General features: G+C 42.0%; 15 protein-coding genes and 1 riboswitch. Of the genes, 8 read left to right on the forward strand and 7 right to left on the reverse strand.

Features of this window, described 5'->3' with window-relative positions:
* Positions 1 to 7: 7 nt before the first annotated feature.
* Genes BK575_RS01660 through BK575_RS01670 form a run of 3 tightly spaced genes read left to right on the forward strand, consistent with a single transcriptional unit; the run spans position 8 to position 4,931 of the window.
* Complete coding sequence (locus tag BK575_RS01660) at positions 8 to 1,192, forward strand: exonuclease SbcCD subunit D (protein ID WP_078408622.1); 1,185 nt, start codon at positions 8 to 10, stop codon at positions 1,190 to 1,192.
* The gene (locus tag BK575_RS01665; RefSeq protein WP_078408623.1) at positions 1,189 to 4,587 is read left to right on the forward strand and encodes an AAA family ATPase; all 3,399 of its coding nucleotides are present in this window, start codon (positions 1,189 to 1,191) and stop codon (positions 4,585 to 4,587) included. The genes BK575_RS01660 and BK575_RS01665 overlap by 4 nt, the downstream gene beginning before the upstream one ends.
* Positions 4,588 to 4,628: 41 nt before the next feature.
* Entirely contained in the window at positions 4,629 to 4,931 is a 303-nt protein-coding gene (locus tag BK575_RS01670) for an HNH endonuclease (protein WP_139368115.1), read from the forward strand.
* A 93-nt stretch (positions 4,932 to 5,024) separates the two neighbouring features.
* Here BK575_RS01670 and BK575_RS01675 read toward each other — a convergent pair whose 3' ends face one another.
* The 6 genes from BK575_RS01675 to BK575_RS01700 all read right to left on the reverse strand — a co-directional run bounded on the left by BK575_RS01675 (position 5,025) and on the right by BK575_RS01700 (position 7,101).
* Positions 5,025 to 5,240 carry a spore germination protein gene (locus tag BK575_RS01675; protein WP_078408625.1) on the reverse strand — a complete coding sequence of 72 codons (216 nt, stop codon included), beginning with the start codon at positions 5,238 to 5,240 and terminating at the stop codon, positions 5,025 to 5,027.
* An 80-nt stretch (positions 5,241 to 5,320) separates the two neighbouring features.
* Entirely contained in the window at positions 5,321 to 5,710 is a 390-nt protein-coding gene (locus BK575_RS01680; protein WP_078408626.1) for a spore germination protein GerPE, read from the reverse strand.
* A gap of 14 nt (positions 5,711 to 5,724) precedes the next feature.
* Positions 5,725 to 5,901, reverse strand: coding sequence for a spore gernimation protein GerPD (locus BK575_RS01685; RefSeq protein WP_078408627.1), 177 nt, complete (start codon positions 5,899 to 5,901; stop codon positions 5,725 to 5,727).
* A 1-nt stretch (position 5,902) separates the two neighbouring features.
* Positions 5,903 to 6,541, reverse strand: coding sequence for a spore germination protein GerPC (gene gerPC, locus BK575_RS01690; protein WP_169907483.1), 639 nt, complete (start codon positions 6,539 to 6,541; stop codon positions 5,903 to 5,905).
* A gap of 71 nt (positions 6,542 to 6,612) precedes the next feature.
* Positions 6,613 to 6,864 (reverse strand): spore germination protein GerPB, encoded by a 252-nt coding sequence (locus BK575_RS01695; RefSeq protein WP_078408629.1) that lies wholly within the window; start codon positions 6,862 to 6,864, stop codon positions 6,613 to 6,615.
* 15 nt (positions 6,865 to 6,879) lie between these two features.
* Positions 6,880 to 7,101, reverse strand: coding sequence for a spore germination protein (locus BK575_RS01700; RefSeq protein ID WP_078408630.1), 222 nt, complete (start codon positions 7,099 to 7,101; stop codon positions 6,880 to 6,882).
* A gap of 360 nt (positions 7,102 to 7,461) precedes the next feature.
* Positions 7,462 to 7,546: riboswitch (cyclic di-GMP riboswitch) on the forward strand.
* 150 nt (positions 7,547 to 7,696) lie between these two features.
* Here BK575_RS01700 and BK575_RS28260 point away from each other — a divergent pair.
* The 3 genes from BK575_RS28260 to BK575_RS01710 all read left to right on the forward strand — a co-directional run bounded on the left by BK575_RS28260 (position 7,697) and on the right by BK575_RS01710 (position 9,402).
* Positions 7,697 to 7,861, forward strand: a complete 165-nt coding sequence (locus tag BK575_RS28260) for a hypothetical protein (RefSeq protein ID WP_169907485.1) — start codon at positions 7,697 to 7,699, stop codon at positions 7,859 to 7,861.
* Positions 7,862 to 7,991: 130 nt separating this feature from the next.
* On the forward strand, positions 7,992 to 8,888 hold the full coding sequence (locus BK575_RS01705; RefSeq protein WP_078408631.1) for a fumarylacetoacetate hydrolase family protein: 897 nt from the start codon (positions 7,992 to 7,994) through the stop codon (positions 8,886 to 8,888).
* 142 nt (positions 8,889 to 9,030) lie between these two features.
* A complete protein-coding gene (locus tag BK575_RS01710; RefSeq protein WP_078408632.1) occupies positions 9,031 to 9,402 on the forward strand; it encodes a YisL family protein in 372 nt (123 codons plus the stop codon).
* A gap of 33 nt (positions 9,403 to 9,435) precedes the next feature.
* Here BK575_RS01710 and BK575_RS01715 read toward each other — a convergent pair whose 3' ends face one another.
* A complete protein-coding gene (locus tag BK575_RS01715) occupies positions 9,436 to 9,996 on the reverse strand; it encodes a DUF2777 family protein (protein WP_078408633.1) in 561 nt (186 codons plus the stop codon).
* 371 nt (positions 9,997 to 10,367) lie between these two features.
* Between BK575_RS01715 and asnB the strand changes: the two genes are divergently transcribed.
* Together asnB and BK575_RS01725 are read left to right on the forward strand one after the other, a co-directional pair.
* Positions 10,368 to 12,215 (forward strand): asparagine synthase (glutamine-hydrolyzing), encoded by a 1,848-nt coding sequence (gene asnB / locus BK575_RS01720; protein WP_078408634.1) that lies wholly within the window; start codon positions 10,368 to 10,370, stop codon positions 12,213 to 12,215.
* Between the two features lie 255 nt (positions 12,216 to 12,470).
* Positions 12,471 to 14,126: an outer membrane protein assembly factor BamB family protein gene (locus BK575_RS01725; RefSeq protein ID WP_169907487.1), complete on the forward strand. Its 1,656-nt coding sequence runs from the start codon at positions 12,471 to 12,473 to the stop codon at positions 14,124 to 14,126.
* The last annotated feature ends 15 nt before the right edge of the window (positions 14,127 to 14,141 follow it).

Below are 14,141 nucleotides of genomic sequence, written 5' to 3' on the forward strand. Positions count from 1 at the left end.
GGAATACGTGCGGATTTTGCATACAGCCGATTGGCATTTGGGGCGAACACTTGAAGGACGCAGTCGCCTTGAGGAGCAAGCACAGTTTTTGGACGAGCTGGCAGAAATCGTCGAAAAAGAAAAAATAGATGTCGTATTGATGGCAGGGGATGCTTTTGATACGGTGAATCCGCCTGCAGCGGCTGAACAGCTTTTTTATGAAAGTCTATCGCGGTTATCCAATAAAGGAAGCAGACCTGTGGCGGTTATTTCAGGAAATCATGACAGCCCGGATCGGCTCGCCGCAGCCACGCCTTTGGCAAGAGACCAAAATATTACTTTACTCGGCTTGCCGACAACGAATATTCAATCCATTCATATTCCGACAACGGGAGAATTGCTTGAAGTAGCTGCATTGCCGTATCCATCGGAATCGCGCTTAAAAGAACTTTTATCTGCTGAAAATGATGAACTGGCGATTCGAAACTCATATGACCAGCGAATTCAGGGGATTTTTCAAGCGATGAGCAGCCAATTTTCACGGAATGCCGTTCATGTCGCGATGAGCCATATTTATGTAGCGGGAGGAAGCTCAACCGACTCGGAGCGTCCGATTGAGGTAGGGGGTGCTTATACGGTAGCGGCAACAAGTCTTCCTGAGGCTGCACAATATGTAGCGCTCGGACATTTGCATCGACCTCAAAACATTAAGCGGGCCCATACAACCGCCCGTTATTCCGGCTCACCTTTAGCTTACAGTTTTTCGGAGTCAGGCTATACGAAATCCGTGACGATTGTAGATGCGAAACCCCACGCTCCTATTGAATTGACGGAAGTGTATTTAACAAGCGGCAAGCCGCTTGTTAGATGGAAGGCGAAAAACGGGTTGATGGAAGTGTATAACTGGATTGACGAGGGGCGGGACAGACAAGCGTGGATCGACCTTGAAGTTCATTTAAAAGATGCACTGTCCATTGAAGAAATTCATCGGCTGCGCAAGTTGCACAGCGGCTTTGTTCACATTCGCCCGGTATTTGAAGAGGAGGAAGAACATGAAACACCGGATACTGCTCGAAATCTTCCAATTGACGAGTTATTCAAACGTTTTTACGGGCGCCAAACGGGGGGAGCACAGCCGGATGATGAGCTGATTCAATTATTTTTATCACTCGTTCATGAAGAATCATCAACTGGGGAGGAGGAAGAAGCATGAAACCTATTACGTTAACCATTGCAGGGCTCCACAGCTTCCGCGAAAAACAAGTCATCGATTTTGAAACGCTTTGTGAAGGCGGGGTTTTTGGGATTTTTGGGCCGACGGGAAGCGGAAAGTCTTCCATTTTGGATGCGATGACATTGGCGTTATACGGAAAAGTAGAAAGAGCGGCCAATAATACACAAGGAATTTTAAATCATGCAGAAAAAGAGCTGCACGTGGCGTTTACATTCGAGCTTGAAAATGCAGAGCAGAAATGCCGTTATACAGTAGAGCGAAGTTTTAAGCGTTCTGATGAGCTCCGGGTGAAATCGGCAACAAGCCGTTTGATTGAGGAACATGAAGAGCGATTTGTATTAGCTGATAAGACAAGCGACGTGAATCAACAGGTACAGGAGCTTCTTGGATTGACGATTGATGATTTTACACGCGCAGTCGTGCTTCCTCAAGGAAAGTTTGCCGAGTTTTTGTCGTTAAAAGGCGTAGAACGCCGGCAAATGCTTCAACGCCTATTTAATTTAGAGCAGTATGGAGACCGCCTTAATAAACAGCTTCGCGAGAAAGTCCAGAAGCTAAACAGTGATCTTGATAAAATCAATGCAGAGCAGACAGGGCTGGGGGATGCATCGGCCGAGCGTTTAAAAGAAGCAGAAGAAGAAGTGGAAAATGGTGATCGGCTCCTTCAAAAAAGGGAAAAAGAGCTTTCAGACATTAACCGGCAATTCGAGCAGCACAAACAACTATGGGGATGGCAGCAAGAGCGGGAGGCCATTCAGGAGAAACTTCTCGTTTTAGAACAACAAAAACCAGCCCTTCAAGAAAAAGAGCAGGTTGTCGAGAGGGCGGAGCAGGCCGAAAGCCTAAAACCGTATATGGACGCATATGAGCAATACAAAAGCCGTTACATTCAAGCCGAAATGAATCTTCATCAGCTAAAGGAAAAACTGGACGAGATAAAGCAATCTTACGAACAATCGATGGCGCTGTATCAAGAAAAAAGAGAAATTCGTTTGAAGGAAGAACCTGGATTAGCGGCTCGAAAGGAAAAGTTGGAACAAGCAAAAGAATGGCAGGTTTCGGTACAAAATTTAACGAAAGAAATTGATGATTTGCGTAAGCAGCAACAACTGCTGGAACAAGCTCTTCAACAAAAAAAAGAAGAATTGGAAAAAGCGGAACGTCTCTATGAAAGAGGAACAGAAAAGCAAAAGCAGCTGAAAGAAGAACTGAAGCAAACCGAAGTGGCAACAGAGTATCGCGAAAAGGTACAGCAGGCTTCTGCCGAAAAGCACAACCTCATTCGTCTTCAAGAGATGATGAAAGAAGCGATGGAGAGCCGCGAGACAAAACAAGAACAAGTAAAGGCAGCGGAGCGGGAAGCCGAACAGTTTCATGAAAAATATGAGGCTTTGTTAGAAAACGGGAAGACTTTATTTGAACGGGTCCAAGGGACGTATCATATTCTTTGTGAGCGTGAAAAGGAATTTGAACAGGCCGTTTTTAAGGTCGAAGGCGATGTTCAAATATTGAAGAATCAAGCGGAAAAGGAAAAAGCGCAACATTTGGCTTTGCAACTGGCAGAAAAGTTAACGGAAGGTTCATCCTGCCCGGTTTGCGGTTCGACGGATCATCCCTCTCCTGTTCAGCATCAAGGCGTATCTCAAGTCAAAGAAATCAAGGAGAGATTGGATAGAGCAGAACAGCTGTTTTTCGTCTTGCGAGAGGAGAAATCCCGATTTACTTCTTTAAAAGTGCAGCTTGAACAGACAGCACAGCAACTAACAGGTGAGCTTGAAGGCAAGGTGGGTAAAATCAGTATTTTATCCGCGATTGAGCCGTTAGCCGCTCTGACATCTGAAAATATTGAGGCTATTGTGCTTGTTATTCAAACAGAGACGAAATCGCTGCAACAGGATTATCTAAAGCTAAAAGAGGATGTTCAAGCTTTTATTCAACAGTTTCGAATGATCAAAAACAAATACGAACAGGCCGCATCCCGTGTTTCGCTGTATGAAGCCGATTTACAGGAGCGAACAGAAAAACTGAACCAATTACAACACGATGTAGAACAGTCTGCAGCGAGTTGGAACGAACAGTTTGATCCATTTCGATTGGATGATATAGAACGTTTGCAGCAGGACATTACATCCAAAGATCGACAACAGCAGGAACTGAAAGAGCGAATTGAAAAGAGCATTCCCTTTTTAGAGGAGCAAGCAGAACTTATTAAACGTGTTACGGCAGAGAATAATGAACTGGAGCGTCAGCAAGTTGAACTGGCGGCGCGACTCAGCGGGAAGCAGGAGCTATGTTCCGAGAAACAACTACAATTAAAAAACATCGTGGGCGGAGAGGATGCCCAAGTGCTGCTAGAAAAAACGGTTCGTATGATGGAGATGTTTTCTTCCGAAGAATCATCAGCATATGAAACATGGCAGCAAAATCAACTTGCATATCAGCAGCATGAAAGCCGTACAAAAGCATTGGAGCAGTCTCTGCAAGAGCTGAAAAGCCACTATGAAGAAGCGAAGCAAACATGGAATCAAAAGCATAGCGAAACTTCATTTTCATCGATTGAAGAGGTAAGACACGCCTTTATCGAAAAAGAAGAGCGAATATTGTTGAAAGAAACGATCCGTAAGTTTTGGGACAAACTAAAAGAGCACGAACATGCGATGGCTCATTTGGAAGAGCGTTTGCAAGGATTGGTGTTAACCGAGGAACAATGGGAGGAGACGAAGAAGCTTCAACTGGAACTGCAAGCTGGCGTCCGTGAAGCGATGCAGGCAAAAGGAGCCGCTCAAAAAACACTTGAGGATCTTCAAGCCCGTCATGAGCGCTTTAAGGAGCTTGATGTGAAACGTGTTCATGTCGAACATTTACTCTCCCAACACCAAAAACTGCAAAGTGTATTTAAAGGAAACAGCTTTGTGGAATTCATTGCCGAAGAACAGTTGATGAGCGTTAGCCGCGATGCTTCCCAGCGTCTCGGTATTTTGACAAGGCAGAGATATGCCATTGAAGTAGATTCACAGGGAGGCTTTATCATGAGAGATGATGCAAATGGAGGAGTGAAGCGTCCGGTTACGACGCTGTCAGGAGGAGAAACATTTTTAACCTCTTTAGCGCTCGCGTTGGCATTATCGGCTCAAATCCAGCTGCGAGGAGAATATCCGCTTCAATTTTTCTTCCTTGATGAAGGGTTTGGGACACTTGATGCAGAGCTATTGGATACCGTGGTAACTTCCCTTGAAAAAATTCAATCGAACCAACTATCTATAGGAGTTATTAGCCATGTACAGGAGTTAAGGGCAAGGCTGCCAAAGCGCCTTGTTGTAGAGCCGGCTGAGCCGTCGGGAAGAGGAACGAAAGTGATGGTGGAAACACTGTAAGTTAAATAAGGATAAAAATCCAGCAGAAAGGCAGAAGGATGATGGCAAAAAAAGAGCAGCTCGGAGCATGCGAATTATGCGGCAGAGAAGAAGTCATTCTTACCGTTCACCATTTAACACCGAAAGAAATGGGCGGTACGTTCGAGCCGACCGCTGACTTATGTATTCCGTGCCATAAGCAAATTCATGCATTATACACGAATGCAGAGCTGGCTATTCGATTGAACACAATCGAGGCGCTTCAACACGATAAGCAGATCGCCTCTTTTTTAAAGTGGGTCCGCAAGCAGCCACCATCCAGGCTTCCGCGTATGAAAAAGTCGAATGAGCGAAAGAAAAAGTAAGAAGATGACCCGCAAAAGCAAGCCTTTGCGGGTCATCTTCATTCATGTGTAAGCGAAGTGTGTTCTTTTACACTTCCTCATGTAAAAAGGCCATTACGCATTGGCGGCATTATTTTGGTCAGCAATGTCCGGATCAAGTGTGTTGGTTGCAGATAACCCGTTGTTTGTAATAATGAAGTTACCGGTATTGCCTGCACCTGACCCGGAAGCTGATTTGGATGTTTCTTTTGGCGAGATATAAAAAACATCTCCGAAGGTCACAATACCGCCTGCGTTGCCGATATTAACAGGACCAACAATTGCGGGCATATAATAACATCCTTTTTTAGAAAATGCGTTCTTGGTGATACTCTTAGTCTATGAAACTGACAGATAAACGTTCATTTCTTTCAGTTATTAGGTGAGGCTGGTCTCCTGTCGCCGGATAGCTGACGAATATGGAGCACACGTGATTCTGCAGAAAATGTTTCCGTTGAACCGATGTGTGCAAGAGAAGAAGTGGAAACCCCTAAAATATCGATATGGTTGATTTTAATAGCAGGAACCTCATGAACGGTCCGCATATTGATAAACTCAAGCGGCTGAACAGGAAGTTCTTCGGTAAAAGTTAAATAGTCTTCGAATCTTCCTTCCTGTGCGAAAAAGAAAGGATGCTCCCTTTGAACCGCAAGTACTTTAGCTTTAGCGATGATATGGCAAGAGTCTCCAATTTGCAAAATGGAGCTTAAATCCATGGAGGTAATATTAATATGATTGACACAAGACATTCGTTTAACCATAAAGCGGCACACCCTTATGATAAGGATAACGGTACGTATGGACCAATAATCAATGATTCGGCAGGTGTATCGAAAATAGAAGATAATGTTGCACTCTGCATATCACCTACCAAAAAAAGCGAGGAAGAAGTAACTCCCGTAATGTTAATATCTCCTACTAATAGCTCACGATTGACAACTGTAAAATTCACTTTATCCATCTCCTTTTTTTAACGAGTCGGGGAGATATGTTAAAAAAGCATGAATTCCTTTTTTGACTTCTTCTTGCAGTTTTATAATAACGTTTGCGATAACTTCATCTCGGTGGGCTTCCAGTTGCTGTGGCTCCATTTGCTGTAAGTGAAAAGCCACACGTTGTTCCAGTTGCTTTTTAATATCTTCCATAATGAATTCATAGTAAGGGTCGGCAATTTGCATATTGCGTTCAGCGAGAATTTCCGAAATGATGGTATATCCATTTTCGTCCAGTTCCTCATTCATTTTGCTATGAATCTCTTGGGCGATATCTGCCGGGATTGTCCGGGGCGACGAAGACCCTGCCAGCGGATCGACAGCTCCTTGTGGAATCATGGAACTAACGGTAAAATCATCGATGTTTTCAGGCTGTGTCGGATTTAATCCAATATTTAGTGTCCCTTCTAACGTTTCAATTTTTAGTTGGTCAAATTTGTATTCGATTTTTTCAATATTGGTCTTCGGATTTTCTTCTATTTCTTTCAGCTGTTGTCGAAGTTGGTTCATTCCTTGTTCTAATTTTTTTATTTTGTCATTTTGCATGTGGACCTGTAAAGCAAGCTGCTGGACATAATGGCAAAGCTGAAGATAATCCATTTCATCATCCTTCCGTTTCATACGTGGATACTTTAAACATATGAGATAAAAACGGAATAGATGAGCGGCAATTACTGTTCAGGGGCAGGAGGGGTAGCGGTATATTGAAGAAGGCCGGTAACGGGTTGCCCTCCTTGCAGGGGTATAATCGGCGTCTGAAACTTTTGCGCTTCTGGAGCCGGTCCCGTAAATCCTCCTGTATTGAACAAGTTAGATGTTGCTTTAACAAAGCCGACACTCCCGATTTGCAATAGGGATGAATTCGTTACGGCATTTATCCTTAACGAATGAATGCAAATGCTTTGATTAACGTAGAAATTCATCGAATTTCCCCTTTCCTAAGCATTGGCTGTAATGTTTTGATCAGCATTATCTTGGTCCGCCACATTGGTTGAGCTTTGCTGATTATATACGCGCATTCCGTTGCCTGTATTAAATGAACCAGCACCCGCAAATGTTTTTGCTGCAGAGTTTGGGGAAATGGCATACACGTCTCCAATATGAAATACACTTGCACTTCCGACACTGTTGACATTGACTGCTCCAACAAATGCTGGCATATAAAACACCCTTTAATTTATTTTCTGCTAATATCCTATGTAAAAGAACGGAAAGGGTGAATGCCTAGAGGTTTCCAATATATGAACAGAATCAAAGATGACGCTTTTATTTCTTTGTGATAATAACGGATGATTGTGTTAAGATGAATTTATATTCGGAAAATTCAAAGCTGTTAAATAGGGGAGTTTCATATGAATGTACCATTGATAGTAAAGGATTTTTTAGACTAGGCTATTTCATTTTAAAAAAGTTCGTTAATTAGTTCATAGGTAGTTTGTCTGGCTATTTTTTGCTCTGTTGAATGTAGAAAATGAGAAAGTTGGTCGATTTTATAGAAGGGTAAATTTTTCTATGATTAAAAAAGATAAAGGCAAACTTGATGAAAATCAGGGACGCAAAGCTAAAGGGGCTAATGTTACGATACAATGCCAGCCAGCTGCCGAATATAACAATAGGATGTAGGAATTCAGAGGAACACTCTCGTTATTTTCGGTAAGAATAAAGCGGGAGTGTTTTTTATTTTTTTACTATCCGTGGGAGTCGTTTTTAGGGGCAGCTCAACGGAAGGCGTCAAAGGTGAAAGGGATGAGGGATATGAATCAAGCAAGAAAGTCACTTCTTAAAAAGACAAAGCGGGAGATGTCCGATTATTCTTTAGTTGTTACCATTATCTCAGTTTCTTCTTTAATGGCATTCATTACACTTCCAAATGAGATGTTGAGCCTGTTAAAAGGGGCTGTCGATTTTCTGTTGAAATGAACGTAGGGGTACGAAAGTGTGAGAGGTTTTGCAGTATAGGTCAATTATTAATTTTATACATAATGGTTAAAAGGAAATAAGAAAGTTTTGTCGAATGGAGCAATGAGATTACATAGGGGGGAAATGGCAAATGAAGTTTGTTACGGTTTCTTATAAAGAACGCGTGTTCACAGGGATGCTTATCAATAACCGGATTGTGGATATATGCAAGGCAGAAGAAAAGCTGTTTCATACAAGTGAAATCCCTTGCTCCATGATTGAGTTGATTGAACATTATGAGGAGATAAGTGAAAAGTTAGCTGTTATCCATACATGGGGACAAGAAGTACCCAATGGAGAAGCGGCTTATTCGGTTGAGGAAATAAAATGGCTCGCACCGATTCCTCGCCCTCGCAAGAACATTTTTTGCGTCGGGAAAAATTATGCGGACCATGCAATTGAAATGGGGAGCGCAGCGGATATTCCCGCTCACTTAATGCTTTTTTCTAAAGCACCAACTTCAGTGACGGGACATGAAGGAGATGTACTTGCCCATCAGCAGGTGACAACCGAATTGGATTATGAAGGAGAACTCGCCGTCATTATTGGCAAGACATGCAAAAACATCAAAGAAGAAGAGGTAATGGACCATGTTTTTGGCTATACACTCATTAACGATGTAACAGCACGTGATTTACAGGAGAAACATAAACAGTTTTTATTGGGGAAAAGCCTTGACACATCTTGTCCGATGGGACCGGTTATTGTTCATCAATCAGCTATTCAAAATCCCGAGTCTCTTCAAATCGAGACGAGAGTCAATGGAGAAGTGAGGCAAAAAGGAAATACTGAGCAGTTCATTTTCGGGATTGCCAATATTATTTCTACCATTGCGAAAGGAACAACGTTAGAACCGGGAGATATTATTGCAACGGGTACACCCGCTGGAGTGGGGAAAGGGTTTAATCCGCCGCGTTTCTTAAAGCCGGGAGATATGATGGAAGTCACAATAGAGGAAATTGGAACGCTTAGAAATACAGTGAAATAGAAACAACGGGTTCGCCACTTGGCGAACCCGTTGTTTCTAATTTCGTCATTTTTGTTACATAATAATGTGTAATATTTCGCGAATACTTTGATACATGATATGATGAAGGAGAAAATATTTTGAACAGGGAGGATTTTTTCGCATGACACACGCTCATATCACGGCTTGGGCTGTTGGAATTATTTTGTTTTTTGTTGCGAATGCGATGTACAAAAACAAAAATTCTAAAGCTAAAATGGTACATATGATTACTCGTCTTATGTATATTATTATTATTATAACAGGATTTTTACTGTACCAATCTATTATGAAAACAGCAACAGGCGATATACATATGTGGTACGGCATCAAAATGCTTATTGGTTTATGGGTAATTGGAGCAATGGAAATGGTATTGATCCGTACAAAAAAAGAAAAAGACGCAAAGGGAGCATGGATTCAGTTTGTGATTGCAGTGCTTGTCGTTTTATATCTTGGGCTTAGATTGCCATTAAACTGGGCTCCATTCGCATAAAAGAAGAGGCATAAAAAGAAAACGCCTGATGACTCAGTTTAAAGACATAGTCATCAGGCGTTTTCCGTTATTGAGAGTGAATTCGAATCGATCCATCGTTTGATGGTTTCGTTCAAAAAAATGGTGAATGGAACAAATTTCCTCTCCGTTATCGAAAGTCAAAAAGTTCACTCCGCTTTTGGAGGGAGCATTTTCTTGAAAACATAAGCTGTTAAAGCAATAAATGCAATCGTAAAGAGAAAAATTCAACTCGTTTAAATGATGGGTGAACTGGGACAGCGCTTCAAGTGTCAGCTCTTCCAGCAGTGTTTCATACGCATGCTGTAATGTTTTGCGAACTCTAATGTAGTCCCCTTCTTTCAGCATGTAAATCTGTCCGTTTGTCTGTATCGTGTCCTCTCCCGTCCACATCGCTTTATGCCAGCGCTGGGATAATTGAATCTCAAGCGAATCGTCGGCAATTTCCCCAAGCATAAAAGCCTCGTCACTTTCATCATCAAAAAATACCCACTGTTTATCAATATGTTCTATCATACCGCAAACAAATGCACGCGGCTGCTCTTTTAAAAAGTGCAATCGAGACTGATAACTCACCTAACATCTCTCCTATCTTCAGAAAATATCTTTCTGTTATATAAGCCTATTTCAATGCAGTACTTGATTTTTACCCTCTCCGTTTTTTATGCTCTTGTATGTCAAATAAACTAAGAAGGTTTTGGCATAAGCGATTGATAATAACCGTACGGTTATTATCAATCGCTTATGTGTCACTTTTTAGATATGGAGGATTTTCCTCCATATCTAAAAAGTGACGTGTATATGTATCTTATTGCCCAAAAAGAAGAGCTTTATAACTTGTTCTTTTGTAAATCTCATCGGACAAAGTAACGAGATGTTTGCTGTTGCATAATATGTCATTATTCAACAGAGTCAAATGCCCATATAGAAGGAAGGATGAGGAAGGTATGTGTGGAATAACAGGCTGGGTTGATTTCCAGCGTGATTTAACTGAAGAGCAACAAGTGGTATACAAAATGGCAAATACACTTTCTAGAAGAGGACCTGATGACACAAATGTCTGGACGGGAAATCACGTTGCTTTTGGTCATAAACGGCTTGTTGTAGTAGATCCTGTCGGCGGAAGACAGCCCATGACAAGGGCGAAACAAAATGATAGGTATACCATTTGCTATAATGGTGAGCTTTACAATACAGAAGATATTCGAAAAGAGCTACTAAAACGTGGGTACACGTTCCAAGGACATTCGGATACGGAAGTATTGCTGACCGCTTATATGGAATGGAAAGAACAATGTATTGAGCATTTAAATGGAATCTTTGCATTTGCCGTATGGGATGAGCATGAGCAAAAATTATTTATTGCCCGAGACCGCCTTGGCGTGAAGCCTTTATTTTACCGTTCCTACAATGGAGGCATACAGTTTGGTTCAGAGTTAAAAGCCCTTTTGGCTCATCCAGAGGTAAAAGCGGAAATCGGGTTGGATGGATTAGCAGAAGTATTTGGGCTTGGGCCTTCCCGTTCTCCTGGCCACGGAGTATTTAAAGGTATAGATGAACTGCGTCCCGCTCATGCCTTAATGTTTACGAAAAACGGTTTGAAGATATGGCGTTATTGGAATGTCAAAAGTGCAGAACATACCGAGTCTTTAGAAGAAACAACGGAAAAGGTTCAATTTCTACTAAAAGATGCAATCACAAGACAGCTTGTATCGGATGTTCCTTTATGCACCTTTTTATCCGGAGGCGTGGACTCCAGTGCCATTACAGCCATCGCCGCGAATGCGTTTAGAGAAGAAGGCAAAGGGCAGCTTCATACGTACTCCATTGATTACGAAGATAATGATAAGTATTTTAAGGCAAATGAATTCCAGCCGAATTCCGATGGAGCTTATATTCAGAAAATGTCGGAGCAGTTTAATACCATTCATCACCGATGTGTCATTCCGACAGAGAGTCTTGTTCATTATTTAACAGAGGCAGTAATTGTGCGTGACTTACCTGGAATGGCTGATATAGATTCTTCTTTGCTCTGGTTTTGTGAAGAAATAAAGAAAGATTTTGTGGTGAGCTTATCAGGAGAATGCGCCGACGAGATTTTTGGGGGATACCCGTGGTTCCATCGAAAGCATGATCTAGCCTCGGATTCCTTTCCATGGATGAGGTCTGTTGACGCCCGTATGAATTTGTTAAAAGGCGGTTGGAAAACCAAATTTCAATTAAATGAATATGTTCAAGCAAGTTACGAAGATACGGTTATTGAAACGCCGGTCCTTGATGGGGAATCTCCAGAAGAGACCCAGCGCCGCAAAATGTTTTATATGAATATGATATGGTTTATGCCGACATTATTGGATAGAAAAGATCGTATGAGTATGGGAGCGAGCTTGGAAGTTCGCGTTCCGTTTGCTGATCACCGTCTAGTGGAGTATGTATGGAATATTCCATGGAAGATGAAAATGACCGGTAATCAGGAAAAAGGAATTTTGCGAAAAGCTCTTGAAGGGATATTGCCTCATGATGTTCTGTATCGCAAAAAGAGCCCTTATCCGAAAACGCATAATCCGGCCTATACAAAAGCGGTAAAAACGTGGTTGGAGCAATTGCTTGCAGATAAAAGTTCGGCTTTGCATGAATTTTTTGATGCCGACCAATTAATGGGCATTGTTCAATCAGAAGGAAGGGAATTTACTGTTCCATGGTTCGGACAATTGATGACTGGGCCGCAGTTGTTAGCCCATTTAGCTCAAATGCATATCTGGTTCAAAGAGTATAATATAAACGTTGTGGAGTAACAACAGAGTATCTGTACAACAATTTTTTAGGTGCAAACATTTTGTGACGGTTGGAGAGGCTGTCTCATAAATCTCTAATGAATCACAAAAACTGCTTTCAGGAGGATGAACGACAAGGGCCGTATTTGGCCCTTGTCGTTCATCCTCTTTTTGTTAAAATTAGATGACATTCGTACTTTTATACAGAATCTTGTCCGGTTAGTTGTTATAGTAAGGATAGGCAGGATTAAAGTCGAAAAATGGAGGGGGAATGAGATGAAAGAGATTAAATTGTTTATGCCAATGCTATTTTTAGCGTTGCTTCTCATTGTTGGCTGCTATAAAGCTTTGCAAACAGGCGTGAAGGTCCCTGTTATCAATGTAAATCCGGAGAGTGCCAAGGAGCTCCAGGTTGGTTTAAAGCAAAAGGACGTAAATGATCAGTTAACTAAAACATACTCTAATATTCTTACGTTCAAGCAACAAGAAATTCCCCATTTATCATATAAGGTGGTTGCTGATAAAGATAAGGTGATTCAAACGGCTTTTCCGTCTACTTATTCCGAAGTTGACGGCGTTTTGACTTTCCGCGGTAATCATTTCCGGGACCAGCCGGCTTTTGGTTATATACAAGCTCAACCGAAGCAGCTCCTTCAAGCGTGGGAGTTCACGACTAAAAGAAGCCCTGACTGGGGAGGCGGAGCAGGATGGACGGGCCAGCCTGCCATTATTAAATGGGATAACGATGTTGTGAAAATGATGAATGTTTATGAAGAGTTTAAAAACAAGTCATCGTTTGTAGAAGTGGTATACGGTTCATTGGATGGGCGTATTTACTTTTTTGATCTGCAATCCGGCAAACCATCAAGGCCGCCCATTAATATAGGCAATGCCATTAGGGGAAGCGTGGCCCTTGACCCGAGAGGATATCCTTTGTTGTACGTGGGCCAAGGCGTTCCTCAAACCTCTAAAACTGACATTGGGCTGCGCATTTTTAGTTTAATCGATGGAAAACAGCTGACGATGATTCCGGGAATCGATCCGCTTGCCTATAGGAAATGGGGGGCTTTTGGCAGTTCACCATTGATTAATCGAGAAACGGATACAATGGTGGTCGGAGGAGAAAATGGTCTTATGTATCATATTAAGCTTCAAACGAACTTTTCAAAAGAGAAAAAGACCGTTACAGTAAATCCTGCAATCATGAAGTATCGATACCATATAAAAGGGAACCTTCATTACGGTATTGAGAATTCTTTAGCGGCTTATAAAAATGTCATATGGTTTGCGGATAATGGCGGGAGTATACAGGCTGTAGACGTGAACGCAAATCGTCCAATTTGGGCTCTTCCTAAAACAGATGATACAGATGCGACCATTGTGGTAGACGAGGAAAACGGAGATACCCCGTACTTATATACAGGAACAGAAGTAGACAAGCAAGGGAAGAAGGGAGTTGCCCGTTTAAGGAAAATTAATGGGCTGACAGGGAACGAGATATGGTCAATATCCTATCCTGCATTAACAGTAAAAGGGAAAAATCCGGTAAATGGCGGATTGCTGGCGACTCCTATTAACGGAAAGCATGAAATCAAAAATATGGTCATTTATACAATCGCTCGAACGCCGTCTCTTGAAAAAGGGCTGCTGGTAGCATTGGACAAGCAAACGGGAAAAGAGATATGGCGCTGGGAAATGCCGAGCTATGCTTGGTCCTCTCCTGTAGATGTATATGACGAAAAGGGGAACGCTTATCTCATTCAGGCTGATTCTGCAGGAATGATGTACCTATTGTCTGGAAAAGATGGAAAAGTAATCTCGAAAATAAATCTTGGCCATAACATAGAAGCATCCCCGGCAGTTTATAATGACATGGTTGTAATAGCGACGCGTGCACAAAAAATATACAGTGTTAAAATTTCATCGCAATAAAACAGAAGGACAGCC

The sequence above is a fragment of the Priestia abyssalis genome, from assembly GCF_002019595.1.
In the GTDB taxonomy this organism is placed as follows: Bacteria; Bacillota; Bacilli; order Bacillales; family Bacillaceae_H; genus Bacillus_BA; species Bacillus_BA abyssalis.